The sequence below is a fragment of the Neorhizobium sp. CSC1952 genome, assembly GCF_030378245.1.
GTDB lineage: Bacteria > Pseudomonadota > Alphaproteobacteria > Rhizobiales > Rhizobiaceae > Neorhizobium > Neorhizobium oryzae_A.
In genome coordinates this window covers 2981058-3004155 of sequence record NZ_CP128416.1, presented here as the reverse complement: position 1 = coordinate 3004155, position 23098 = coordinate 2981058, and the positions used below count along the sequence as shown (strand labels likewise).

The 23098-nt window shown below is 62.5% G+C and carries 25 protein-coding genes and 2 pseudogenes; 8 read left to right on the top strand and 19 right to left on the bottom strand.

Annotated elements, in window-relative coordinates:
• Window positions 1-178: 178 nt before the first annotated feature.
• A complete protein-coding gene (locus QTA58_RS14585; RefSeq protein ID WP_289669401.1) occupies window positions 179-418 on the top strand; it encodes a hypothetical protein in 240 nt (79 codons plus the stop codon).
• A 60-nt stretch (window positions 419-478) separates the two neighbouring features.
• On the opposite strand, the gene tal is transcribed toward QTA58_RS14585, so the two are convergent.
• Window positions 479-1444 carry a transaldolase gene (gene tal, locus QTA58_RS14580; RefSeq protein WP_085420302.1) on the bottom strand — a complete coding sequence of 322 codons (966 nt, stop codon included), beginning with the start codon at window positions 1442-1444 and terminating at the stop codon, window positions 479-481.
• A gap of 177 nt (window positions 1445-1621) precedes the next feature.
• Between tal and QTA58_RS14575 the strand changes: the two genes are divergently transcribed.
• Window positions 1622-2620, top strand: coding sequence for a sugar-binding transcriptional regulator (locus QTA58_RS14575; protein WP_289669400.1), 999 nt, complete (start codon window positions 1622-1624; stop codon window positions 2618-2620).
• A 138-nt stretch (window positions 2621-2758) separates the two neighbouring features.
• Window positions 2759-2899: a hypothetical protein gene (locus QTA58_RS23980; protein ID WP_337332503.1), complete on the top strand. Its 141-nt coding sequence runs from the start codon at window positions 2759-2761 to the stop codon at window positions 2897-2899.
• Window positions 2900-3006: 107 nt separating this feature from the next.
• On the opposite strand, the gene QTA58_RS14565 is transcribed toward QTA58_RS23980, so the two are convergent.
• The gene (locus QTA58_RS14565; RefSeq protein WP_289669398.1) at window positions 3007-3888 is read right to left on the bottom strand and encodes a bifunctional helix-turn-helix domain-containing protein/methylated-DNA--[protein]-cysteine S-methyltransferase; all 882 of its coding nucleotides are present in this window, start codon (window positions 3886-3888) and stop codon (window positions 3007-3009) included.
• Window positions 3889-4004: 116 nt separating this feature from the next.
• The gene (locus tag QTA58_RS14560; RefSeq protein WP_289669396.1) at window positions 4005-4502 is read right to left on the bottom strand and encodes a DUF2244 domain-containing protein; all 498 of its coding nucleotides are present in this window, start codon (window positions 4500-4502) and stop codon (window positions 4005-4007) included.
• A 21-nt stretch (window positions 4503-4523) separates the two neighbouring features.
• Between QTA58_RS14560 and nth the strand changes: the two genes are divergently transcribed.
• A complete protein-coding gene (nth, locus tag QTA58_RS14555; protein ID WP_289669395.1) occupies window positions 4524-5309 on the top strand; it encodes an endonuclease III in 786 nt (261 codons plus the stop codon).
• Here nth and QTA58_RS14550 read toward each other — a convergent pair.
• Entirely contained in the window at window positions 5268-5834 is a 567-nt protein-coding gene (locus tag QTA58_RS14550; RefSeq protein WP_289669394.1) for a TetR/AcrR family transcriptional regulator, read from the bottom strand. The two genes, nth and QTA58_RS14550, sit on opposite strands and share 42 nt — an antisense overlap.
• Before the next feature lie 92 nt (window positions 5835-5926).
• On the opposite strand from QTA58_RS14550, the gene QTA58_RS14545 reads away from it, so the two are divergent.
• On the top strand, window positions 5927-6352 hold the full coding sequence (locus QTA58_RS14545; protein WP_289669393.1) for a VOC family protein: 426 nt from the start codon (window positions 5927-5929) through the stop codon (window positions 6350-6352).
• 11 nt (window positions 6353-6363) lie between these two features.
• On the opposite strand, the gene QTA58_RS14540 is transcribed toward QTA58_RS14545, so the two are convergent.
• Window positions 6364-7077: a sulfate transporter family protein gene (locus tag QTA58_RS14540; protein WP_085420310.1), complete on the bottom strand. Its 714-nt coding sequence runs from the start codon at window positions 7075-7077 to the stop codon at window positions 6364-6366.
• A gap of 154 nt (window positions 7078-7231) precedes the next feature.
• On the opposite strand from QTA58_RS14540, the gene QTA58_RS14535 reads away from it, so the two are divergent.
• From QTA58_RS14535 to QTA58_RS14525, 3 genes are all read left to right on the top strand, one after another.
• On the top strand, window positions 7232-7708 hold the full coding sequence (locus QTA58_RS14535; protein WP_085420311.1) for a carboxymuconolactone decarboxylase family protein: 477 nt from the start codon (window positions 7232-7234) through the stop codon (window positions 7706-7708).
• Complete coding sequence (locus QTA58_RS14530) at window positions 7708-8565, top strand: sigma-70 family RNA polymerase sigma factor (protein ID WP_085420312.1); 858 nt, start codon at window positions 7708-7710, stop codon at window positions 8563-8565. Before QTA58_RS14535 ends, QTA58_RS14530 begins: the two co-directional genes overlap by 1 nt.
• A 176-nt stretch (window positions 8566-8741) precedes the next feature.
• Window positions 8742-9245, top strand: a complete 504-nt coding sequence (locus QTA58_RS14525) for a DUF3280 domain-containing protein (protein WP_085420313.1) — start codon at window positions 8742-8744, stop codon at window positions 9243-9245.
• 5 nt (window positions 9246-9250) lie between these two features.
• Here QTA58_RS14525 and QTA58_RS14520 read toward each other — a convergent pair whose 3' ends face one another.
• From QTA58_RS14520 to QTA58_RS14455, 14 genes and pseudogenes are all read right to left on the bottom strand, one after another.
• On the bottom strand, window positions 9251-9637 hold the full coding sequence (locus QTA58_RS14520; protein ID WP_289669392.1) for an ester cyclase: 387 nt from the start codon (window positions 9635-9637) through the stop codon (window positions 9251-9253).
• Window positions 9637-11217, bottom strand: coding sequence for an FGGY-family carbohydrate kinase (locus tag QTA58_RS14515; RefSeq protein WP_289669391.1), 1581 nt, complete (start codon window positions 11215-11217; stop codon window positions 9637-9639). The genes QTA58_RS14520 and QTA58_RS14515 overlap by 1 nt, the downstream gene beginning before the upstream one ends.
• Before the next feature lie 51 nt (window positions 11218-11268).
• A complete protein-coding gene (locus QTA58_RS14510; protein WP_289669390.1) occupies window positions 11269-11979 on the bottom strand; it encodes an HAD family hydrolase in 711 nt (236 codons plus the stop codon).
• A 12-nt stretch (window positions 11980-11991) separates the two neighbouring features.
• Window positions 11992-13266: pseudogene (locus QTA58_RS14505) on the bottom strand (mannitol dehydrogenase family protein); the annotation flags it as partial.
• Window positions 13267-13344: 78 nt separating this feature from the next.
• Window positions 13345-13997: pseudogene (locus tag QTA58_RS14500) on the bottom strand (ABC transporter ATP-binding protein); the annotation flags it as partial.
• A 13-nt stretch (window positions 13998-14010) separates the two neighbouring features.
• Window positions 14011-14835, bottom strand: a complete 825-nt coding sequence (locus tag QTA58_RS14495) for a carbohydrate ABC transporter permease (RefSeq protein ID WP_085420319.1) — start codon at window positions 14833-14835, stop codon at window positions 14011-14013.
• 9 nt (window positions 14836-14844) lie between these two features.
• Complete coding sequence (locus tag QTA58_RS14490; RefSeq protein ID WP_289669389.1) at window positions 14845-15717, bottom strand: sugar ABC transporter permease; 873 nt, start codon at window positions 15715-15717, stop codon at window positions 14845-14847.
• Between the two features lie 143 nt (window positions 15718-15860).
• Complete coding sequence (locus QTA58_RS14485) at window positions 15861-17183, bottom strand: sugar ABC transporter substrate-binding protein (RefSeq protein WP_085420321.1); 1323 nt, start codon at window positions 17181-17183, stop codon at window positions 15861-15863.
• 147 nt (window positions 17184-17330) lie between these two features.
• On the bottom strand, window positions 17331-18284 hold the full coding sequence (locus QTA58_RS14480) for a sugar-binding transcriptional regulator (RefSeq protein ID WP_289669388.1): 954 nt from the start codon (window positions 18282-18284) through the stop codon (window positions 17331-17333).
• Window positions 18285-18423: 139 nt separating this feature from the next.
• Window positions 18424-18801, bottom strand: a complete 378-nt coding sequence (locus QTA58_RS14475; protein ID WP_289669387.1) for a DUF5615 family PIN-like protein — start codon at window positions 18799-18801, stop codon at window positions 18424-18426.
• Between the two features lie 17 nt (window positions 18802-18818).
• Entirely contained in the window at window positions 18819-19463 is a 645-nt protein-coding gene (locus tag QTA58_RS14470) for a DUF433 domain-containing protein (RefSeq protein ID WP_289669385.1), read from the bottom strand.
• 10 nt (window positions 19464-19473) lie between these two features.
• Window positions 19474-19722: a hypothetical protein gene (locus tag QTA58_RS14465; RefSeq protein WP_289669384.1), complete on the bottom strand. Its 249-nt coding sequence runs from the start codon at window positions 19720-19722 to the stop codon at window positions 19474-19476.
• A gap of 103 nt (window positions 19723-19825) precedes the next feature.
• Window positions 19826-21673 carry an ABC transporter ATP-binding protein gene (locus tag QTA58_RS14460; protein ID WP_289669383.1) on the bottom strand — a complete coding sequence of 616 codons (1848 nt, stop codon included), beginning with the start codon at window positions 21671-21673 and terminating at the stop codon, window positions 19826-19828.
• Window positions 21674-21689: 16 nt separating this feature from the next.
• The gene (locus QTA58_RS14455) at window positions 21690-22862 is read right to left on the bottom strand and encodes a M20 aminoacylase family protein (protein WP_085420325.1); all 1173 of its coding nucleotides are present in this window, start codon (window positions 22860-22862) and stop codon (window positions 21690-21692) included.
• Between the last annotated feature and the right edge of the window lie 236 nt (window positions 22863-23098).

The window sequence follows — 23098 nt, the reverse complement described above, 5'->3', positions numbered from 1 at the left end:
TGCAGGAGCTTATCTTGCCATGAAACAGAAAACCGGGCATGAATGCCCGGCCATTTCCAAGTAATTACTCCCGTTCAGGAGGAACGATCATGAGGCAGTTCGAACTCTAGCGCATAAGCGGAGTTCAACGTTCGCTTGTGCGCCAAGCCCGATCTTTGTCGAGCAATTGGAGCATCACATGCGAACCATCACACCTATGCCTGCCAACGGCATAGAGGTTTACGATATCGATTCAGGAATTGGTGGCGTTTTCACGGTATCCATAGCCCGCGAACTGGGAAAAGATACGCTCGAACTACGCGTCTGGTACGGCAAATTGACGGAAAGCGGCTGGGAATCTTACGGCCTTTTCGACGGGTCAATGTTCAGAGCCAGCCGCAGCAGACTGAAGAACAAGCGAAAGCTTATCATTCGATAATCCGCAAGATCACAAAAGGCCCGCCGCAGGACGGGCCTTTCATTCTAATGTAACTGGAGATCACGCTGCGGCGAGCGCCAGTTCCTTCTTGATCATGCTGCGCAGCGCGACCAGGTCCTTGGCGAAGAGGCGGATGCCTTCCGACAGCTTTTCCGTCGCCATCTGGTCTTCGTTCAGCATCCAGCGGAACGCCTTCTCGTCGAGCGACTGCAGCGGCTCGGCCTTGAAGGTTTCGGGCGAGAGCTTGCGCGTCAGCGTGCCCTCGGCCTTGTCCAGTTCTTCGAGCAGCGCCGGGCTGATCGTCAGCCGGTCGCAGCCCGCCAGCGCTTCGATCTCTCCGACATTGCGGAAGGAGGCGCCCATGACGATCGTCTTGATGCCGTTCGCCTTGTAGTAATTGTAGATCTGCCGGACGGAGACGACGCCCGGATCGGTTTCCGCCGTGTAATCCTGCCCGGTCGACTTCTTGTACCAGTCGAGGATGCGGCCGACGAAGGGCGAGATCAGGAAGACCTTGGCTTCGGCGCAGGCGATCGCCTGGGCCTGGCTGAAGAGAAGCGTCAGGTTGCAGTCGATGCCTTCCGTCTGCAGCACTTCGGCGGCGCGGATGCCTTCCCAGGTGGAGGCGAGCTTGATCAGGATGCGGTCGCGCTCGATGCCGCGCTCCTTGTAGGCGGCGATGATCGAACGAGCTTTGGCGATCGAAGCTTCCGTATCGAAGGAAAGGTCGGCATCGACCTCGGTCGAGACGCGGCCGGGCACGATCCCCGCCAGCGCCGCGCCGACATCGATCGCCAGCCGGTCTGCGACCGCGGCGGCAACCGCGTCATCCTGGCCGCCCTGCTTGCGGCCCCAGGCGATCGCTTCCTTCACCTTGTCGGCGAAGGCCGGCGTGCCGAGCGCCTTCAGAACGATGGTCGGGTTGGTGGTGCAATCCACGGGCTTGAGACGGGCCACGGCTTCGATGTCACCGGTATCGGCGACGACCGTGGTCATGGAACGAAGTTGCTCTAGTTTCGACGTCATCCGAATAGTCCTCGATATGAGATTAAACGCCTGTCGCGCGATTTTGCTCCCCGGCGCCCTCTCCGGACTATCGTCCGTGCATGGTGAAGAAGTCAAGACATTTGTCCTTCGGAATTGACATATGTTTCACGACGGACAAATATCCGGGCTCGGTTCACCATCCTTCCGGGAGGCCCGTTGGCGAAGCTCAGACGCGAGATCCACACCGCCTATTCCGAAGCGGCATCGCTCCGGCTGCGCGCGGCATGGCTCTATTATAATCAGGGATTGACGCAGAAAGATGTCGCCGAACGGCTCGGCATCAGCCGCTCGACCGTGATCCGCCTGCTCGACGAGGCGATGAAGCGCTCCGAGGTGCAGATCTGGATCAGCGAGGGCATCGACACCTGCGTAGAGCTCGCGACTCGGCTGGAAAGGGCTTACGGCCTGGACGAGGCCGTGGTGGTGCCCGCGCCCCGCGACGACGGCGCCGCGGCCATGGCGGGCGCCGTCGGCCTTGCGCTCGGGCAGTTCCTTTCCGAAGTGGTTCAGGACGACATGACGATCGGCGTCGGCTGGGGCCGCACCATGACCGCCTCGCTGTCGAGCTTCCGCCCGCCGCGGCGGGAAAACTGCAAGGTCGTCTCGCTGCTCGGCGGCATCGTCGCCGTGCATCAGACGAACCCGATCGACTATACCTGGCGGTTCGCGGGCCAGCTCGGTGCCGAATGCTACATGTTCCTCGCGCCGCTCCTGGTGGATTCGGTCACCACCAAGCGGGCACTGATCGAGCAATGCGGGTTGAAGACGATCTACGATCTTGCCGAAAACCTCGATCTCGCGGTGGTGAGCTGCGGCGATATCGGCCCGCATTCGACCTCGCTCTCGGAAGGCTTCATCTCGAAGGCGGAGCTCGACCGGCTGATCGCGGCGGGATGCGTCTGCGACACCATGTTCAACTTTCTCGACGAGGAGGGCCGCTCCGTCGACCACAAGCTGAACGAGCGGGTGATGTCGGTCGACCTCGATACGCTGAGACAGGCCAAGCACATCGTGCTTTCCTCGGGCGGCGCCCACCGGGCCGTGGCGATCCGCGCCACGATCCGCAGGATCGGCTGCAACACGCTCATCACCGACGAGACGGCGGCGAAGGAGCTGTTGAGGCTGTCGGACGACCAGGCGCGCATCTCCGTGTAGGCACGGAAGCGTTATCTAATTATGGTTGAACTGTGGTATCCCTTTAGGTAACGTCGGCCCATGCCAAACATTCACTCTCCGAGACACAGCGTGTTTGACGAAGGACGCGCGAAGGAATGTGAAGCAGAGTTCAGACGAGTGCTGGACTCGGTGATTTCCCGCGCCGTGGCAGCCGGCTGGCGCGAGAAGGAAGTCGCCCTGCAGATTGCGGATCTCGCCGAGGATTACGTGATGGAACTGGCCCTCAACGGCAAGGCTTCCGCGGCCAACGACAACTAGAGCGCCGTGCGTCCGAACGACGCACAAAGGACGCTCTAACTTATTAATCTACGCATCGTGCTGACCGAAAATCGATTCCGATTTTCGGGCCGATGCTGTAGAACCCTTCAGACGTTTCCCGCTTCCCAGCCGAGGATAGCCCGCTTGCGGGTAAGACCCCAGTGATAGCCGGTAAGCGCTCCGCTTTTCCCGAGCGCCCGGTGGCAGGGCACGACGAAGGAAATCGGGTTGGCGCCGACCGCGGCACCCACGGCACGGCTTGCCGTCGGCTGGCCGATATCGCACGCGACCTCGGAATAGGTGACCGCCTTGCCGAACGGGATCTTCAACAGGCTCTGCCACACGCGCACCTGGAAGTCCGAGCCGATCAGCACGACCTTCAATGGCTGGTCGGACGACCACTGCGACCGGTCGAAGATGCGCCGGATGTAAGGCGCGGTGGCTTCCCGGTCCTCGACATATTCGGCATTCGGCCAGCGGCGCGCCATGTCCTCGAAAGCGGGCCTTTCACCGCCCGCATCGGCGAAGGCGAGGCCTGAAAGCCCGCGATCCGTCGCCATGACCAGCGCCACGCCGAAGGGCGACGGATGGAAGCCGTAACGGATCGTCAGGCCGCCGCCGCGCGCCTTCCATTCGCCGGGCGACATGGCCTCGTGGGTGACGAAAAGGTCGTGCAGCCGGCCGGGGCCGGACAAGCCCAGCTCATAGGATGCCTCGAGCAGCGGCATCTCCTCCTTGCCGAGCAGGCGCTTGGCATGGTCGAGCGTCACCGCCTGCAGGAAAGCCTTCGGCGAAAGCCCCGCCCAGCGGGTGAACACCTTCTGGAGCTGGGTCGGCGACTGGCCGAGTTCGGCGGCGATGGTTTCGAGCGAGGGCTGGTCGCGGTAGTCGAGCGTGATCATTTCGATGACGCGGCGGACGGTCTCGTAGTCGGAGCCGTCCGGCGTCACGTCGACTGCGGGTTCGGTGATCTTCGCAAGAGCGTTCATGGTGTTACTCCTTCACCAGCGCCCGCACGCCGGGACGGCACGCAAGGGCGTTGTGCAATTGACATGCTGCATAGATGCCCCTTCGGCTTCGCCGAAACCACCCGTTTCTTGCGGGCTTACGTCTTTTGTTTCACGGTGGCCAACGCGCCCTTGAACGCCTTGGCAAAGCTTTCGCGGTCATCGGGATTGAGGAAGGAACCGATATCCGTTCCGCGCCCCTCGCCCGTCACATACATGGAGGTGATGCCGAATTCCTCATGCCGGTTGACGCGGAAGCGCGCCCAGAACGGATTGAAGCAATACTCCACCATCCGCCCCGCCGGCGAAAATTTCCGGATCGAGAGATTGCTGCGCGACACGGTGACTTCCTCGCGCGCCCTGCCGGAGCGATAGCTCATCTTCAGAGCGAAATAGAGGGCGAGGAAATCGAGCCCGAAGAAAAAGCCGATCGGATAGGCGCCCGTCGCCAGGAAGAAGCCGCCATAGACAAGGCAGACCGCGCCGGACAGCATGAGCACGACCTGGAAACCGCGCCGGCCGAGCGAGCGGTGCGGCGTGAGCTCGGCGGCGAAAACCGGCTGATCGCTGGAAACGTCCACGTTGCTTTCCTTCACAGGGAGTGCCTATACAGGCATATGGCGACTCCAAAGACCAAATCCAGCACCAGCACTCCGCAAAAGTCAAATCACGCGTCCGGGCGCAAGCCCAAGCGCTACAAGACCGCCTATTCGAAAGCGGAGCTGGAGGAGATTTTCCGCCGCTTCTCCGTGCAGCGGCCGGAGCCGAAAGGCGAGCTGGAGCATGTCAACCCGTTCACGCTGGTGGTCGCCGTGGCGCTTTCCGCGCAGGCGACCGATGCCGGCGTCAACAAGGCGACGCGGGCGCTTTTCAAGGTGGCCGACACGCCGGAAAAGATGCTGGCGCTCGGGGAGGAAGGCGTCATCCAATATATCAAGACGATCGGGCTCTACCGCAACAAGGCGAAGAACGTCATCGCGCTCTGTCGCATGCTGATCGACGAGTTCGGTTCGGAAGTGCCGAAGACCCGCGAGGAGCTGATGCGGCTTCCGGGCGTCGGACGCAAGACGGCGAACGTGGTCATGTCCATGGCCTTCGGCATCCCGACGCTCGCGGTCGACACGCATATCTTCCGGATCGCCAACCGGCTGCTGCTCGCCCCCGGCAAGACGCCGGACGAGGTGGAGCAGCACATGCTGAAGGTGATCCCCGACCAATATCTCTATCACGCGCATCACTGGCTGATCCTGCACGGCCGCTATACCTGCAAGGCGAGACGGCCCGAATGCGAGCGCTGCGTCATCGCCGACCTCTGTCGCTCGCCGGAAAAGACCTGCGACGTGCCCGCTCCGCTGGTGGAACTACCGCCGCAGCGGATCGGCGTGGCCGAGGCCGTCGAGTAGCGCCGCGATCGCCGCCTCATAGCCCTCGCGGCTGCCGCCCGCATCGACGGCGATCGCCGCGCGATCGAAGGCGGCGGAGATCAGCACCGTCAGCGGATCGAGAAGCGGCTCCAGCTTCGAGCCGGCCACGAGCTCGGAAAGCCCGGCCCTGAGGCTCGCTTCCGCCGGCTCGTCGGCAAGCAGCGCCGGCGCCTCGCGCAGCAGAAGCTTGGTGCGGCCGGGCACCGCCATGGCGTCGAAATAGGCCGAAGCCCCCTGCAGCAACGCATCCCGCGCCGACGTCGCATCCGCGGACTTCGCCTCTATCGCTGCGCCCACCTCGGCGGCCTCGCGCTCCACGACGGCGGCAAAGAGCGCCTTCTTGTCCTCGAAATGATGATAGAGCGCCCCGCGCGTGACCTTCGCGGCCGCGACGATCTCAGGCGTCGCGGTTTCGGAATAACCCTTCTCCACGAAAAGCGCCCGGGCGGCATCCAGAAGAGCGGTTCGGGTGGCATCGGTGCGTTCGCGATTGCTGCGCGGCATTTCCTTCTCTTTCCTATTTACATACAGACAGAATGTATCTATAAAGAAACATACAGGCTGAATGTATCTTAAACAAAGAGGAAGGAAAAGCCATGAAGGCGTTGAGCTATTACCCCGTCATCATGACGGACGAGGTCGCCGGCACGGCGGCTTTCTATACCGGCCATTTCGGCTTCGAGGCGCTGTTCTCCGCGGATTGGTACGTCCACCTGCAATCGAAGGAAAGCGGGCATGTGACGCTGGCGATCCTCGACGGCAGCCACGAGACGATACCCGAGGGCAGCCGCGGCAAGGTTTCCGGGCTTCTCCTGAATTTCGAGGTGGAGGATGTAGATGCCGTCTACGATCGCCTCAAGGCGGCCGGGTTGCCGATCCGGCTCGATCTCCGCGACGAGGATTTCGGCCAGCGGCATTTCATCACGTCGGACCCGAACGGCGTGCTGATCGACGTGATCACGCCGATCCCGCCGAGCGCCGAGTTCGCGGCGATGTACGACGCTTCGGCTTTGCCGAACTAGGCTTTGCCGAACTATGCTTTGAAGGCCGGATCGCGGCGGGAGACCGCCTTGTGGAGATGCACCATGAGGCCCGCCGCGAAGAGCGGCGTCAGGAGATTGACGATCGGAACCGCCAGGAAGCAGGCGATCAGCAGGCCCGCCATGAACACGGTCGAGGAATGTTTCGACCGGAAGGCGCGCGCCTCCGCCGGCGGACGGAAACGCATCGCGGCGAATTCGAAGAATTCCCGGCCGAGCAGGTAGCCGTTCACCAGGAAGAAGGCGACCAGGTTGATGCCCGGGATGAACAGGAGAAAAAGCGCGACGATGTTGCCGACGATCACGACGCCGAGGAATTTGATGGAACTGGCGATCGCCTCCCCGAGCGGCATGGCCTTGCCGGGCGGATCGTTCGGATAGTCGCGCTTTTCGACCACCTCCGCGACATCGTCGAGGAAAAGGCCGGCGATCAGCGCCGTGATCGGCGCGATCAGCAGGGCAAGCGCCAGCGCCAGCCCGATGCCGGCGACGATCGCGCCGATCAGGGTGAGCCAGCCGGTCCAGTCCGGCATATCCGGAAAGAAGGCGGCGAACCACGGCCAGGCATAGAGGACGAAGAGCTCGCGCAGCGCGAACCAGATGCCGACCAGCACGAGGACGGTGAGCCCCAGCGTCTTCCAGAAGACGGCGCGTGTCTCCGGCGCGAAAAGGTTGAGGAGCGAAAGGCGTGCGGCGTCGAGGATCATCGGCGTCTCCATTTGTGCCGCAGAGATGTAGGTTTGCGCAAGCGCGGGAGCAAGCGTCAGCCGGATGGGCGCCGGACAAGAAAATTTTGCGGGCATGTCACACCGGCGGATCCTGTCTCGTCATGGTGTCGTAACCAACGGAAGGAAACGGACCATGAGTGCCAAGTTTGATATTTTCTCCGCCGCTCCCGCGCTGATGAAGAAGTGGATGGGCGTCTCCGTCGAAGTTGCTTCGAGCCTTGAGCCGAGCCTCATCGAACTCGTCAAGATCCGCGCCTCGCAGATCAACGGCTGCGCCAACTGCATCAACATGCACACGGCGGAAGCCCGCGCGAAGGGCGAGACCGAACAGCGCATCTATCTCCTGTCGGCCTGGCGTGAAGCTCCATGCTATTCCGATCGCGAGCGCGCTGCGCTAGGCTGGACCGAGGCCCTGACCCGGCTTTCGGAAGGCCACGCGCAGGAAAGCGCCTATGAGCCCCTATGGGCCCATTTCACGGCGGAGGAACAGGTGAAGCTCACTTTGATGATCAATGTCATCAACGGCTGGAATCGCCTCGCGGTCGGCTTCGGTCTGTGGACCGACCCCGCCGCGGCGAAGGCTGCCCAGGCAGCGGTGGCGGCCGCCTGATGGCGGGGCTCGACCATGAGGACGCAGCGGCGAGCTTCGATCCGCTGCGTCCTAAGCTCATGCGGGTCGCCTACCGCATGCTCGGATCGGTGGCCGATGCCGAGGATATGGTGCAGGAGGCCTTCATCCGCTGGATGAAGGCCGACCGCGGCGCGGTGCGCGAGCCGGAAGCCTTCCTGCGCCGGACGGTCACGCGCCTCTGCCTCGACCAGCTCAAGTCGGCGCGGCGCCAGCGCGAGACCTACGTCGGCCCCTGGCTTCCCGACCCCGTGGTGGAAGAGGAAGCACAGGAAGACGTCACATTGCCGCTGATGCTTGCCCTGGAACGTCTTTCGCCGCTCGAAAGGGCGGCGTTCCTGCTGCACGACGTGTTCGGACTGGGATTCGAGGAAGTCGCGGCGGCCGTCGAACGCGACCCGGCCGCCTGCCGGCAACTCGCCACCCGCGCGCGCCTCCATGTCCGCGAGGCGAGAACCCGCTTCCAGGTGGACAAGCAACGGGGCGTCGAGCTCGCCGAAGCCTTCTATGCGGCATCCCGCAGCGGCGACATGAAAGCGCTTGGCGCGATGCTGGCGGCGGACGTGAGCGTTCATGCGGACGGCGGCGGCAAACGCCCTGCCATCCTGGAGCCGATCTTCGGCTTCGATGCGGTGATGAAGGTGCACGAAAATCTGGCGGCCCTGTTCAGGAAACACGGCTCGCAACTGGTTCGTGCCGGCTTCGTCAACGGCCTGCCCGGCTTTGTCACGCTGGAAGCGGACGGCGAGTTCCAGACGACCGCGCTCGACATCGAGGACGGCAGGATCGCGGCCATCTACGTCGTGAGGAACCCCGACAAGCTGAGGCATCTGCATTAGAGCGCCGTGCGTCCGAACGGACGCACGAAGGACGCTCTAACTTATTGAATCTACGCCTCGTGCTTACCGAAAATCGATTCCGATTTTCGGGCCGATGCTGTAGCGCCCCTCCCCTCCTTTGATCGTGCTTTGGATCGTCAGGTCCTGTATAATGACGATGAACGGGAGGACCGATCATGCGCATTCGCAGATTGACTGTCCTGACGACGCTGCTTGCGGGCACCTGCGCAGTCGCGCAGGCTCAGCAGACAAAGCCGATGTCGATCGAAGTGTTTCCCTTCGAATTGGAGGACAAGAGCGCCGGCGCGGGAATAATTCCGCCGGATGACCGGGACAGGCGCTATCTGTCCGAAGCGGCTCAGGTTGCGAGGGACATGCTCTCCCGATCCGGGCGCTTCACGGTCGTCGACGCGGCGCCCCCAGATGAATTGGCGGCACCGCACGGATTGCGCAACTGCGGGGGCTGTGAAGGCAGGATCGCGAAAGAACACGGTGCGTCCCTCGCTCTGCTGGGCGTCGTAACGCGCGTCAACCGGACGGAACACACGATGTTCATCCGCATCCTTGACGCTGAAACCGGAAAACCTGTTTCGGTGGGCTTTACCGACCTCCGCATGGGCGCGAACTATGCCTGGCCCCGTTCCGTGAAGTGGCTGATGACGAACCGGATCCTGCGATAAGAGCGCTAGAGCTGAGCCTCGATGGCCGTCTTGTCGATGACGGACCAGACTTCCGCAATCTTTCCCGCCTGAAACCGGTAGATGACGTTTTCGGCAAACGCGACCCTCTTCCCATCGATGTCGAGACCGAGGAACGTCCCTTTGGGCGTGCAGTCGAACGCGAGCCTGCTGGCCACATGGGGCGGATCGCAGACGAGCAACTCGATGTCGAAATGCAGGTCCGGAATTTGCTCGAAATCCCGTGTCAGCATGTCCCGGTAACCGGAAATGCCGATCCGCCGGCCATTATGGATAACGTCATCGCCGACGAAGCGGTCGAGACTGTGCCAATCCTGACTGTTCAGACAGGCAATGTAAGCGCGATAGATGCCGGAGAGCTCCGAACTGTTCATCACTCCATCCCCCGCAACTCCTCCCGATGTCTTACCATCGTGAGGAACCGGCGATAGTCGCGGTCATATTGCGCCGCGCGCGAGGGATCGGGCAGCCGCTCGGTGCCGCCCGCGTCCATCGCCTGGCCCGCCGCGAACAGACTGCCATGCACGCCGCCTGCGACAGCCGCCGCCATGGCCGTGCCGAGCAGCACCGCATCGCGCGTTTCCGGGATGACGACGCGGCAGGCGGTAATATCGGCGTAGAGTTCGACGAGCAGCGGGTTGTTCACGTGCCCGCCGGTGACATGCAGCGTCTCGAAGCGGTAGCCGTAGCCGGCGAGCGTTTCGAGGATATGGCGGATGCCGAGCGCGACGGCCACGCAAGATCGCCAGTAGAGCCGGCAGAGCCCGTCGAAGGACGTGTCGAGCGTGAGCCCGCTGACGACGCCGGTCGCATGCGGATCGGCGAGCGGCGAGCGGTTGCCGTGGAAATCCGGCAGGACATGCAGGTTCGGCGCGATATCGCCCTTTTCCGCCGCGCGCAGCTCTTCGATCCGGGCGATGATGCGGCCGTGCAGCTCGGTGGTCGGCTCGCCGCCGGCGGCATGCATCCGCACGATATGGTCGAGCAGCGCGCCGGTCGCCGACTGGCCGCCCTCGACCAGCCAGTGGCCCGGCAGGATCGCTTCGTAATAGGGCCCCCAGAGGCTGCGGCCCGGTTTGGCCTCGCGGGCGAAGGCGACGATGCAGCTCGAGGTGCCGCCGATCAGCGCCACGCTGTTCTCCAGCGTCGGGCCGCCGGACGCTCCGCCGAGAACCCCGAAGGCACCGGCATAGGCATCGATCATGCCCGGCGCGACCTCGACATGCGTATCGAGGCCGAGTTCGTCGGCAGCCTTCGGGCTGAGGCGCCCCATGCTCGTCCCTGCCCCGACCGTCTCGTCCGGCAGGCCGCCCTTTTCCAGAAGATCGTCGAGGCCGGCGAGCGCAAGGTAGTCGGCGCTCCAGCCGGGGTTCTCGTGGGCGAGATAGTTCCACTTGGCCGTCAGCGTGCAGCGCGAGCGGGCGGGCGAGCCGGTCGCCTTCCAGGTGAGGAAATCGGCAAGGTCGAAGAAATATCCCGCCCTCGCCCAGCTCTCGGGCAGATGCCTCTTCAGCCACATCAGCTTCGGCATTTCCATTTCGGGCGACAGCGAGCCGCCGGAAAACTCCAGCACCTTGTGACCGGTGGCGGAAAGCTCGTCGGCCTCCCTGATCGCCCGATGGTCGAGCCAGACGATCGTATCGCGGCGGTCATCACCGGTGGCGGAGACGGTGAGCTGGCGTCCCTCGCGGTCGCGGGCGACGAGCGAGCAGGTGGCGTCGAAACCGATCGCGGCGATCTCGGATGCCGCGATGCCGGCCTCGGTGACCGCCTCCCGCACCGCCCGGCAGGTGGCCGCCCAGATATCCTCCGAATCGTGCTCGGCGTGGTTTTCCTTCGGGCGGAACATCAGGATGGGTTGCTTGGCCTTCGCCAGCAGCCGTCCGTTGCGGTCAAACACCCCGGCGCGCGCGCTGCCGGTGCCGATATCGACCGCAACGAGGTGATCACGCATCCCGATCTGCTTCCTGTCCCTGTGTCCGCTTCGGAAATTTCGCAAGCCGCTCTAGGGAGCGGCCCGGGAAACGGGGCCGTTGCGGCCCTCCCTATGTTTTCGGACAAGGTGTATCAAATCCGGCATGGCGTCAAACACGACTTCCGGAGAAAGCGCATCGATCCGCTCCCGGTAACCGGGGGCCGAGGCGTGCGAGCCGCCGACGAAGGCGAACGCGACCATGCCGGCGCGATGCGCGGCCTCGATGCCGGCCGGGCTGTCCTCGATGACGATGCAGCTTTCGGGGTCGGCCCCCATCTGGCTCGCCGCATGCAGGAAGAGATCGGGTGCCGGCTTGCCGCGCGCCACCATGGCGGCGGAAAAGATGTTGGGTTCCAGCCTGTCGATGAGACCGGTGAGCGAAAGCGACAGGCGGATGCGCTCCGGCTGGCTGGAGGAGGCGACGCAGCGCCGCAAGGTCAGCGCATCCAGCGTCTCGGCAATGCCGGGCATCGGCTTGAGCTCGGCGCGGAAGCGGGCATAGAGATCGCGGCGCATGTCCTCCAGGAAGGCGTCGTCCGCCTCGATGCCGAATTCCTCGCGTATGGTCTTCGTCACCGTGGCGAGGCTGCGGCCGAGGAAATGGCGGCAGGCCTCCGCCTCGTCCAGGACAAGCCCCTTGCGGCCAAGCCCGTCGAGCAGCACCCGGATCGAGACGGTCTCGCTGTCGACGAGAACCCCGTCGCAATCGAAGATCACCAATGGTCCCGCCGTCTGTGCCACGTATCCCACCCGCTATTTGACGAGATCGCCTGCCAGATACAGCTCGATCGTCTTCGCCGTCCCCTCTTTCCAGAGCGTCGCGAGCGCATGGGCGAAGCGCTTGCGGAACAGCTCGGATTTCGAAACCTCGCCGAAGATTTCATCGAAGACAAGGAAGGCTTCCGGGTTATCCTTGGCTTTCAGCGCCGCCTCGTGCAGCTTGTCGGCGCTCGCGTCGTTGAAGACGATCTCCTTGCCGCTGTCCGACGTGCCCGCGAAATAACGGCACCAGAGCGCCGAGACGAGCGAAAGGCCCACGATGTCGAGGCCCTTGACGAGCCGGTCGCGGGTCGAAGGCAGGATGAATTTCGGCTGGCGGTTGGAGCCGTCCTGCGCGAGCCGCGGGATGGTGTCGCCGATCTTCGGGTTCAGGAAGCGGCGCTCGATCAGCGCGAAATAGTCGTTGAGGGCGGTGCCCGGCACCGGCGGCACGATCGGGATGATTTCTTCCTTTTCGAGCTTCGCCAGGAAAGCGCGGATCAGCGGATGCTCCATCGCCTCATGGACGAAATGGATGTCGAGCAGCGCCGCGGGGTAAGCGATAGCCGCATGGCCGCCGTTCAGGATGCGGATCTTCATCAGCTCGTAAGGCGCCACATCCGGCACGAACTGCACGCCGACCTCCTCCAGCCGCGGGCGCCCGGCGGGGAACTTGTCCTCCATCACCCACTGCTTGAATTCCTCGCAGAAGACCGGCCAGTTGTCGTCGATATCGAAATCCTCTCTGAGAATGTCGATCTCGCGCTGGCCGGTGGCCGGCGTGATGCGGTCGACCATGGAGTTCGGGAAGGCGACGTTCTCATGGACCCAGCGGGCGAAATCCGCATCGGACAGCCTGGCGAGGCCGACGACCGCGTTTTCCGTCACCTCGCCGTTGCCCGGAATGTTGTCGCAGGACATGATGGTGAAGGGCGGAATACCCCTTTCCCTGCGCAGCCTGAGGCCTGCGAGGATGAGGCCGAAGACCGTCTTCGGGCTCTGCGGGTTCCTGCCGTCCTCGGCGATCGCCGGATGAGCCGGATTGAACTGGCCGGAAGCATCGATGAAATAGCCGCCTTCGGTGATCGTCATCGAGACGATGCGGATCGCCGGATCGGCAAGCTTCTCGACGAGAGCGGCCTTCTCGTCCGGCGCGATGACGTCGATCATCGGCGCGGTGACCCGCGCGGCCGTCTTGTTGTTGTCCTGCTCGACGACGGTGGTGAGATAATCCTGAGCCTTCAGCTTGTCGCGCATGACGGCGTCCGAGTCCGGCGAACCGATGAATCGAGATGCCCGCGACGAACTTCTTCGGTTTGCCCGGCGTTCTTCGGTCGCGGTAGAGTTCAGCGGCGAGCGACCTGTTCGATGACGCCGCGACGCAGCACGACGATCTTGTCGGCCATGGTCATCGCCTCGATCTGGTCGTGGGTGACGTAGATCATCGTCGTCTTGAGCTGATGGTGCAGTTCGCTGATTTCCAGCGCATGTGACGCGCAGCGCCGCATCGAGGTTGGAGAGCGGCTCGTCGAACAGGAAGGCGGACGGATTGCGGACGATCGCCCGGCCGATCGCCACGCGCTGGCGCTGGCCGCCGGAAAGCTGCGCGGATAGCGCTCCAGGTAGTCGGTCAGGTTGAGGATGCGCGCGGCGTCCGTCACCTTCCTGTCGATCGCGGCCTTGTCCATCTTCGCCATCTTCAGCGGGAAGGCGATGTTGTTCCTGACGCTCATATGCGGATAGAGCGCATAGGACTGGAAGACCATGGCAAGCCCCCGCTGAGCGGGCGCCGCGGCGGTCACGTCCTTGCCGTCGATGAGGATCTGGCCGCCGCTGACATCCTCCAGGCCTGCGATGAGACGCAAAAGCGTGGACTTGCCGCAGCCGGAGGGGCCGACGAAGACGACGAACTCGCCGTCGTGGATTTCCAGATCGATCGAGGGGATGACCTTGGCCTCGCCGAAGGTCTTCGACACGTTTTTGAGAGTGATGCTGCCCATAGCCGAGGGTCCCTTACTTAACCGCGCCAAAGGTGAGGCCGCGAACGAGTTGCTTCTGGCTGAACCAGCCGAGGATGAGGATCGGCGCGATCGCCATGGTGGAGGCGGCCGAAAGCTTCGCCCAGAACAGCCCCTGCGGGCTGGAGAACGAGGCGATGAAGGCCGTCAGCGGTGCCGCATTGGTGGTCGTCAGCCGGATCGTCCAGAACGCCTCGTTCCAGGCGAGGATGATGTTGAGCAGCAGCGTCGAGGCGATCCCCGGCACCGCCATCGGGGTGAGCACATAGACGATCTCCTGCCACAGCCCCGCCCCGTCCATGCGCGCCGCCTCCAGGATCTCGCCGGGAATCTCGCGGAAATAGGTGTAGAGCATCCACACCACGATCGGCAGGTTGATCAAGGTCAGCATGACGGTCAGTCCGATGCGCGTGTCGAGCAGGCCGAAATCGCGGAACATCAGGTAGATCGGCACGAGGACGGCGACCGCCGGCATCATCTTGGTGGAGAGCATCCACATCAGGATGTCCTTGGTGCGCCTGGTCGGCGAGAACGCCATGGCCCAGGCGGCCGGGATCGCGATGATCAAGGCCAGGATCGTCGAACCGACCGAGAGCACGACCGAGTTCATGAACGGCTTGAAATAGTCGCGCTGGGTCTGGACCGTCACGTAGTTCTCGAACGTGCCGGACGGGATGAGGCTGAAGCCGGCGATCGCCTCCGGTTCGGTCTTGATGCTGGTGATGACCGTGTAGAGGATCGGGAAGAAGATGATCAGCGCGACGATCCAGGCTGCGGCCGTGGCGGTGATCTTGTGCCTTGTGGTGACTGAGCGGGCCATGGTGATCTCCTACCGGTCCAGGTTCCTGCCGACGGCGCGCATCAGGAAGATGGCGACGATATTGGCGAGGATGATGGCGATGATGCCGCCTGCCGACGCTCCGCCGACATCGTAGCCGAGCAGCGCGGTGCGATAGATGAGGAACGGCAGGTTGGTGGAGGCGTAACCGGGGCCGCCATTGGTGGTGACGAGGATTTCCGCATAGACGCCGAGCAGGAAGATCGTCTGGATCAGGATGACGACCGTGATGGCGCGGGCGAGATGCGGCAGCGTCAGATAGATGAAGCGGTTGAGGAAGTTCGCGCCGTCCATCTCGGCCGCCTCCTTCTGCTCGCCGTCGAGCGACTGCAGCGCGGTCAGGAGGATGAGGGTGGCGAACGGCAGCCATTGCCAGGCGACGATGACGACGATCGAAAAGAGCGGGTATTGCGCGAACCAGTCGACCGGGCGAAGGCCGAAGAACCTGGCGATATCCGCCAGCACGCCGTAGCCCGGATGCATGATCATGTTCTTCCACACCAGCGCTGCGACCGGCGGCATGACGAAGAACGGCGAGATGACGAGGATGCGCACGATCCCCTGCCCGAAGATCGGCTGGTCCAATAGCAGCGCGATCGCGATGCCGCCGATGACGGTGATCAGCAGCACGCCGAGAACGATGACCAGCGTGTTCCAGATCGACTGGAAGAAGGCCGGATCGGTGTAGAAATACTGGTAGTTGAAGAAACCGGCGAAGCTCACATTGGCGGGATTGAGGAGATTGTAGTTCTGGAACGAGAACCACAACGTCATCGCCAGCGGAACGATCATCCAGATCAGGAGAAGTAAAACGGAGGGCGCCATCATCAGCCGCGCCAACGTCTTGGTGTTTTGCGTTGCCATATCGGCGCCCTCCCTAAATCGCTGCGCCTTTTCTTTGGGAAGGAGACGGCGCAGGGATGCAGCTTCTTCTTGTTATCCCGGTGATGCTTTCGAAATCCGGCCGCCCGGCAGAGACGGGACCGGGCGGCCGATGCTCGGGAGGATTACTTGATGTAACCGGCGCGGGTCATTTCGCGCGTGGTCGCGGACTGCGCCTGGGCAAGCGCGTCGTCGACCGTGGACTGGCCGGCGACGACGGCCGAGAACAGCTGGCCGACATTCGTGCCGATCGCCTGGAATTCAGGGATCGCGACGAACTGGCCGCCCGTATAGGGCACCGGCTTGACGGTCGGCTTGGTGATGTCGGCCGCCTTCATCGCTGCAAGCGTAGGCTCCGCGAAGGACGCCGCCTTCTTGTATTCCTCATTCTCGTAGAGCGAGGTGCGTGTGCCCGGAGGAACGTTCGCCCAGCCCTCCTTGGAGGCGACGAGCTGGGTATATTCCTTGCTGGTCGCCCAGGAGATGAACTTCTGAGCCGCCTCGGCCTTGGTCGAGCTCGCCGGCACGGCGAGGTTCCACGACCACAGCCAGTTGCCGTGGTTGTTCACGCCTTCCTTGGTCGGGAAGATCGCGTAGCCGACCTTGTCGGCGACCGTCGAGTTCTTCGGGTCGGAGACGAAGGAGGCCGCAACGGTGGCGTCCATCCACATGCCGCACTTGCCCTGCTGGAACAGCGTCAGGTTCTCGTTGAAGCCGTTCGAGGAAGCGCCGGACGGGCCGGCATCCTTCATCAGGTCGACATAGAACTGCAGCGCCTCTTTCCATTCCGGCTGGTCGAACTGCGGCTTCCAGTTCTCGTCGAACCAGCGGCCGCCGAAGGAATTGGTCAGCGCCGTGACGAAGGCCATGTTCTCGCCCCAGCCGGCCTTGCCGCGCAGGCAGATGCCGTTGATGTCGGCCGAACGGTCGGTAATCTTGCGGGCGGCATCGCCGATGAACTGCCAGGTCGGATTGTCCGGCATCTGCAGGCCGGCCTTCTCGAACAGGTCCTTGCGATACATGATCATCGCCGACTCGCCGTAGAACGGCGCGGCATAGAGCTTGCCCTCGACCGTCAGGCCGCCGCGGATCGCCGGCAGAAGGTCGTTGACGTCATAGGCGTCGCCGAGCTTGTCGAGCTCGAGCAGCCAGCCCTGCTTGGCCCAGATCGGCACTTCGTAATTGCCGATCGTCAGGATGTCGTACTGGCCGCCCCTGGTGGCGATATCCGTGGTGACGCGCTCGCGCAGCACGTTCTCTTCCAAGGTTACCCAGTTGATCTCGATATCCGGATTGGCCTTCGTGAATTCCGACGTCAGGCCCTGCATGCGGACCATGTCGCCGTTGTTGACCGTCGCGATCGTGAGAGTTTCGGCCGAAGCCGCGGTGGAAAAGCCGGCAAACACCAGCGCTGAGCAGGCGCCCAGCAAAACCGTCTTCAGTGTCATATCTTCCTCCCGAGAAGATTAAATGCGAGCATTCGCTTTGCTCATGAGCAATTACCCACAAAACGGCGCGAAAAGTCAATCGCCATTCGTCGCTGCAATGCAACGGACATAGGTCATGCTGTTGATTTGACTAGGTATAATTTTTGCTCAGTCGATGAGCAATTGCTCTGAAGTGGCTTCATCGGTGATGATGCCGTTGATGATCCTGCCCCTGAGAGCGGCGGAAATCGCTGCGACTTTTTTTCTGCCCTGGGCAATTCCGATGACCGAGGACGTTTCCCGCGAGGGAATCGGCACGCTGGCGACCCGGTCGTTGATGGAGTTGTCGAGCAGCCGGCCCCGGTGATCGTAGACCCAGCCGCAGATCTCCCCGGCCGCGCCGCTTTCGACCAGCTTGAGCATTTCGTCCCGCCCCAGGAACCCGTCGACGCAGAGCGGTCCGTCGATCCCGAGCTCGCCGATACCGACGAAGGTGACGTCCGCCTGGGCGCCGAGCGCGATGGTGGAACGCACCAGCGCCTGGTCGTGCAGGGTCTCGCGCTCTTCCGCCGACGAACAGAGGACCGGCAGCGGCATGGGGAAATGCCGCGCCTTGATGGCGTCGGCCATCGAGAAGATGACGTTGTAGAAGGCGGCAGAGCCGTCAGGGCCGATATTGCCGGTGAGCGACACGATGCGGTGCTGCGGACATTCCATCGGCGGCAGCTGGTCGACGGCCGCCTTCAGCGTGCGGCCGGTGCCGACGGCGATCACGATCGGATCCGGCCGCTTCAGCCAGCGCTCGATCTCCGCCGCTCCGGCCTCGGCGATACCAACCGTCGTCGAAACGCCGGCGGGATCGCTCGGCACCACTTCGACATGCCGGAGATCGTATTTCCTCCGCAGGGCCTCGGCGAGTTCCAGGCAGGCCGAGATCGGATGGTCGAGCCGCACCTTGATGAGCCGTTCGGCGACCGCGAGCGATACGAGCCGCTGCGCCGACTGTCTCGAAATGCTCATGGCCGCGGCGATCTCGTCCTGGGTTCTTCCCGCCACATAGTAAAGCCAGCCCGCCCGCGCCGCATCGTCGAGCCGCCCCTGCGTGTCAGACCGTTTTGCCATGGCAGAAAATCTCCTCGGCGTGTTTGCTGCCATGTTTTTCGAGTCGCTGTCAAACGGTTGGCGGCGGTGGAGCTCATACGCAAAGAGATCGGTCCGAGAACGCCTCTTGCTTGCAGAAAGATGCACGCCTGGCCGAAGACTACCGTAACGTTTTCAGATATTGCCCTGTGATTTCAAACCATAGACGACGTGAAGGCTTCTGAAGTTTGAAAAGCCACTCGTTCTCAATCAGGCTCATCGCCTGATCTAAACGCTTCGCGGCCAAAACTTCTTTGCATCCGAGATGCAAGATATTCAGTCCGGAGAAACGAGGATTGTTTCCGTAACGATTCGCGATCCTGCGCATATCTAAATCGATTGCTACAAGGATTGCATTATTCTTCATCGCAGTTTCGCAAACCAAAAGGTCCGGCGCGCCGTCTTCCAGAACATCGTGATAGGCAATCAGGTCGTGCCCATGAGTTTGAATTACCTTTCCAACAGAAACTGGTACGCCCGCATCCAAGAGAAATATCATGGAGGGACGCTTCGATATCACGCAGCGTCCTTGTGCTTGATGGCAGCCATGATGTCAGCTTCAGTCAGGGTGGGGTATTCTTGCCTGATTTGATTTACAGTATAACCTTCCTCTGCAAACGCCTTGATCGTACTAACTGGAATCCGGGTTCCAGCTATTACCGGCTTGCTTCTGGCAATGCCTTTCTTGGTTTCAATTTGCCCGACGAGGGTTTCATCACGGCGGCGCATGTCTTCCACAGAGTTGCGCATGTCACCGGTCACCACCTCAAGGGCAATTGCAAGCACACCTTGTCCGGTAACGATTTCTTCCTTGGCTTTAGTGACAGGGTTGTCGAATGCAACCCGTCTCTTCAGCACATAGAGCTTTGTTTTCGCCCAAATATCTTCGCCTAAATGAGAAAGCGTTTCCTTGACTTGGCGAAGATGCTGAAGTGATACTTTGTGCTCGTTTCGAAGCAAATTCAGAATCTTAAGGGAAACGAGGTCGCGAAAAGAATATAGCCGGCTAAGCGGTTGGCTGCGATCCTCGTAAGCCATGCTAGGCACAAAGAAACCGGTCCGGTCCCAGTGCCTTAATTGATGCACAGTAACACCGGTTAGCCGTTCCACCTGATCTTCGGTGAACGCTGCTATAGCAGTCTTTGTCGTTTCTTTGCTCATAACTCAAGAATTAACTTTTTAACTGATTCCGAACCATTAAAAACGGCGGCATAGCGGATCTTGTTGTAATCTTTTCCTTTTTCTGCATCCGCTTTTTCAGGTCTTCGCGAATATAAGCCAATTGCTCTTCTGTCGAAAACCCCTCCCGGTCGAACATCTCGAACATGGCGTAATCTTCATCGTCGAAAGGATTCCCATCGATCATCTGAAGGTGAGCGGCCTCAAGCGTGCGCTGCCGGATCGTGTCCTTGTCGTTCATGTGAGAACTTTCTTCGTGCGAAACCGATCCGTCGTCCGGATTTCATGGAGGTTCAGAATACCGGAAATCCGGACATTCGGCAAATTCGACCGCGTCGAAAACCTCACGCCACCTGTACCAGATGTCCTGCACTCACCTCGCGGTATTCGCGCCTCGGCGGCACGTAGTCGACGGGGCGGATGGGGCTCTTGATCTCGTCGGTCGACATGTTGCGCTTGATCCTGCGGCGCGAGGGGTCCGGCACCGGCACCGCCGACATCAGCTTCTTGGTATAGGGATGCTGCGGGTTCTCGAACACCGCCGCCCTTGGGCCGATCTCGACGATCTCGCCCAGATACATCACCGCCACCCGGTGGCTCACCCGCTCCACCACCGCCATGTCGTGGGAGATGAAGAGATAAGCGAGGTTCAGGCTCTGCTGCAGGTCGAGCAGAAGGTTGCAGACCTGCGCCTTGATCGAAACGTCCAGCGCGGAGACCGCCTCGTCGGCGACGATCACCTTCGGATCGAGCATCAGCGCCCGGGCGATCGCGATGCGCTGCCGCTGGCCGCCGGAGAACTCGTGCGGAAAACGCTTCATCATGTCGGCGGACAGACCCACCTTCTCCATCAGGTTCGCCGCCTTCTCCCGCGCCTGCTGCTTGGTGCCGAGGCTGTGTTCGACGAACGGCTCCATCACCGCCGCCCCGACGCTCATGCGCGGGTTCAGGGAGGCGAAAGGATCCTGGAACACCATCTGGATCGAACGGCGCATCTGCCGCAGCGTCGATGCGTCGAGTTTCATCACCTCGTAGCCGTCGAGCGTCACCTCGCCGCTGGTCGGCGTGATCAGCCGCGTCACCGAACGGCCGGTGGTCGACTTGCCGCAGCCGGATTCGCCCACCAGCGACAGCGTCTCTCCCTCGAAGAGGTCGAAGGAGACCTTTTCCACCGCATGCACGGCACCGGTCTTGCGGCCGAACAGGCCGGAATGGATGTCGAAGCGCGTCGTCAGGTCCTTCACGTCGAGGATCGGCGTCTTGCCCTTCGCGACCGTGTCGGTGACGTCGGTGAGCGGCTGCTGTTCGCCGGTCTTCACGTCGACGATCGGGAACCGCAAGGGGAGCTTCCGCTCGCCCATCGAGCCGAGCCGCGGCACGGCGGAAAGGAGCGCGCGGGTATAGGGGTGCTTGCCGCGATGGAAAATGTCGCCGGTCTCGCCCGTCTCCACCGCATCGCCGCGATACATGACGATGGTCCGGTCGGCCACCTCCGCCACCACGCCCATGTCATGGGTGATGAAGAGAACGGACATGCCTTCCTCGTCCTGCAGCGCCTTGATCAGATCGAGGATCTGGCCCTGGATCGTCACGTCGAGCGCCGTCGTCGGCTCGTCGGCAATCAGGAGCTTCGGCTTCGATGCGAGCGCCATGGCGATCATCACGCGCTGGCGCATGCCGCCGGAGAACTGGTGCGGATATTCGTCGAAACGGTTCTTCGCGTTCGGGATGCGCACTTTCTCCAGCAGCCGGACGACCTCCGCCTTGGCATCCGCCTTGGAAATGTCCTTGTGAACGGTGAGCGCCTCGGCGATCTGCTTGCCGATCGGAAAAATCGGGTTGAGCGAGGTCATCGGCTCCTGGAAGATCATCGAGATGTCGTTGCCGCGCACCCGCCGCATCTGCTCTTCCGGCAGCGACAATAGCTCCCTGCCGCTCAGGAAGACCTGGCCTTCGATGCGGCTGGAATTCTTCGGCAGGAGCCGCATGATGGAGAGCGAGGTGACGCTCTTGCCCGAACCGGACTCGCCGACGATCGCCACCGTCTCGCGCGGCGCCACGTCGAAGGAGATGTTGCGCACCACAGTCCGCCACTCGTCGTTCACCCGGAACGAGGTGGAGAGATTGCGGACGGAAAGCACGGGCGTCACCGAACCGCCGCCCTGCTCCATGGAAGTTCCCGAAAGCAGCATGGAAATCTCCCCCGCGTCAGGCGGCTTGCGCGGAAAGCGCGGTTTCGGCGAGCGTCACCCAATAGCTGACGCCATAGGGGATCGCCTCGTCGTTGAAATCGTAAGCGGCGTTGTGGAGGCTCGCGGTATCGCCGTTGCCGATGAAGATGAAGGCGCCCGGCCGCTTCTCCAGCATGTAGGAGAAGTCCTCCGCCCCCATATGCGGGGGAACGTCCGTCGCAACCGCCTTGGGGCCGGCGACCCTGCTCGCGATCTCGACCGCGAAATCGGTTTCGCCGTCGTGGTTGAAGGTGACCGGATAGCCGCGGCGATAGGCGACCTCCGCCGTCGCGCCATGGGCGATGGCGGTGGACTGGGCGACCTCGGCCAGGCGCTTCTCGGCGAAATCGCGGGTTTCCGGAAGAAGCGTGCGCACCGTCCCGCCGAGCTTCACGAAAGCGGGGATGACGTTGTTCGCCTCGCCGCCATGGATGGAGGCGACGGTGACGACGAGGGACTTCAGCGGGTCGGTCTCGCGCGAGACGATCGACTGCAGCGCGACGACGATATGCGAGGCCGCGAGGATCGGATCGATCGACAGATGCGGCTGCGCCGCATGGCTGCCGCGGCCATGGATGGTGATCTCGAACGTATCGGCGGCGGCCATGGTCGATCCCTTGCGGATGGCGAAATTGCCGACCGGCAGCCGCGGCTCGTTATGCATGCCGTAGACCTGCCGGATGCCGAACTTCTCCATCAGGCCGTCATTGATCATGGCGAGCGCTCCCGCGCCGCCCTCCTCCGCCGGCTGGAAGATCACCGCGACGGAGCCTTTGAAATTGCGGGTCTCGGCGAGATACTGGGCCGCGCCGAGCAGCATCGCGGTATGTCCGTCGTGACCGCAGGAATGCGCCTTGCCCGGCGTCCGGGAAGCCCAGGCCTTGCCGCTCGTCTCGAAGATCGGCAGGGCGTCCATGTCGGCGCGAAAGCCGATCACCGGGCCGTCGCCCTGGCTGCCCTTGATGATGCCGACGACGCCGGTCTTGCCGATGCCGGTCTCCACGATGTCGCAGCCGAAGGATCGGAGCTTCTCGGCGACGAATTTCGAGGTCTCGTGGACATCGTAGAGCAGTTCCGGATTCTGATGCAGATGGCGCCTCCATTCGGCGACCTGATCCTGCATTTCGGCGACGCGATTGATGACTGGCATTACGGAGACCCCGTTTACTTTGCTGTTTCCCACTCTGGTGTCCGGATTTCGAGGACATCAGTAACTTTATGATTCCATTGCGGCTTCTTGCTTCACGCTCGCTTCGGCGGCTGCCGTGGAATGATGCGAACTTCAACTCCGCCACACTGGTCGGAGACGGATATTGCGACGTAGGAAGCGGCTTTTGCAAGCTTCAATTTTCCGGCTTGAACGGAAAATAGGCCTATGCTTAGATG

Bases quoted from the DNA above. Each gene is read 5' to 3' on its own strand.
- QTA58_RS14585 (WP_289669401.1), top strand. From the start codon at position 179: ATGCGAACCATCACACCTATGCCTGCCAACGGCATAGAGGTTTACGAT.
- tal (WP_085420302.1), bottom strand. From the start codon at position 1,444: ATGACGTCGAAACTAGAGCAACTTCGTTCCATGACCACGGTCGTCGCC.
- QTA58_RS14565 (WP_289669398.1), bottom strand. From the start codon at position 3,888: ATGAACGCTCTTGCGAAGATCACCGAACCCGCAGTCGACGTGACGCCG.
- nth (WP_289669395.1), top strand. From the start codon at position 4,524: ATGGCGACTCCAAAGACCAAATCCAGCACCAGCACTCCGCAAAAGTCA.
- QTA58_RS14550 (WP_289669394.1), bottom strand. From the start codon at position 5,834: ATGCCGCGCAGCAATCGCGAACGCACCGATGCCACCCGAACCGCTCTT.
- QTA58_RS14545 (WP_289669393.1), top strand. From the start codon at position 5,927: ATGAAGGCGTTGAGCTATTACCCCGTCATCATGACGGACGAGGTCGCC.
- QTA58_RS14540 (WP_085420310.1), bottom strand. From the start codon at position 7,077: ATGATCCTCGACGCCGCACGCCTTTCGCTCCTCAACCTTTTCGCGCCG.
- QTA58_RS14535 (WP_085420311.1), top strand. From the start codon at position 7,232: ATGAGTGCCAAGTTTGATATTTTCTCCGCCGCTCCCGCGCTGATGAAG.
- QTA58_RS14530 (WP_085420312.1), top strand. From the start codon at position 7,708: ATGGCGGGGCTCGACCATGAGGACGCAGCGGCGAGCTTCGATCCGCTG.
- QTA58_RS14525 (WP_085420313.1), top strand. From the start codon at position 8,742: ATGCGCATTCGCAGATTGACTGTCCTGACGACGCTGCTTGCGGGCACC.
- QTA58_RS14520 (WP_289669392.1), bottom strand. From the start codon at position 9,637: ATGAACAGTTCGGAGCTCTCCGGCATCTATCGCGCTTACATTGCCTGT.
- QTA58_RS14515 (WP_289669391.1), bottom strand. From the start codon at position 11,217: ATGCGTGATCACCTCGTTGCGGTCGATATCGGCACCGGCAGCGCGCGC.
- QTA58_RS14495 (WP_085420319.1), bottom strand. From the start codon at position 14,835: ATGGCCCGCTCAGTCACCACAAGGCACAAGATCACCGCCACGGCCGCA.
- QTA58_RS14490 (WP_289669389.1), bottom strand. From the start codon at position 15,717: ATGGCAACGCAAAACACCAAGACGTTGGCGCGGCTGATGATGGCGCCC.
- QTA58_RS14485 (WP_085420321.1), bottom strand. From the start codon at position 17,183: ATGACACTGAAGACGGTTTTGCTGGGCGCCTGCTCAGCGCTGGTGTTT.
- QTA58_RS14480 (WP_289669388.1), bottom strand. From the start codon at position 18,284: ATGGCAAAACGGTCTGACACGCAGGGGCGGCTCGACGATGCGGCGCGG.
- QTA58_RS14475 (WP_289669387.1), bottom strand. From the start codon at position 18,801: ATGATATTTCTCTTGGATGCGGGCGTACCAGTTTCTGTTGGAAAGGTA.
- QTA58_RS14470 (WP_289669385.1), bottom strand. From the start codon at position 19,463: ATGAGCAAAGAAACGACAAAGACTGCTATAGCAGCGTTCACCGAAGAT.
- QTA58_RS14465 (WP_289669384.1), bottom strand. From the start codon at position 19,722: ATGAACGACAAGGACACGATCCGGCAGCGCACGCTTGAGGCCGCTCAC.
- QTA58_RS14460 (WP_289669383.1), bottom strand. From the start codon at position 21,673: ATGCTGCTTTCGGGAACTTCCATGGAGCAGGGCGGCGGTTCGGTGACG.
- QTA58_RS14455 (WP_085420325.1), bottom strand. From the start codon at position 22,862: ATGCCAGTCATCAATCGCGTCGCCGAAATGCAGGATCAGGTCGCCGAA.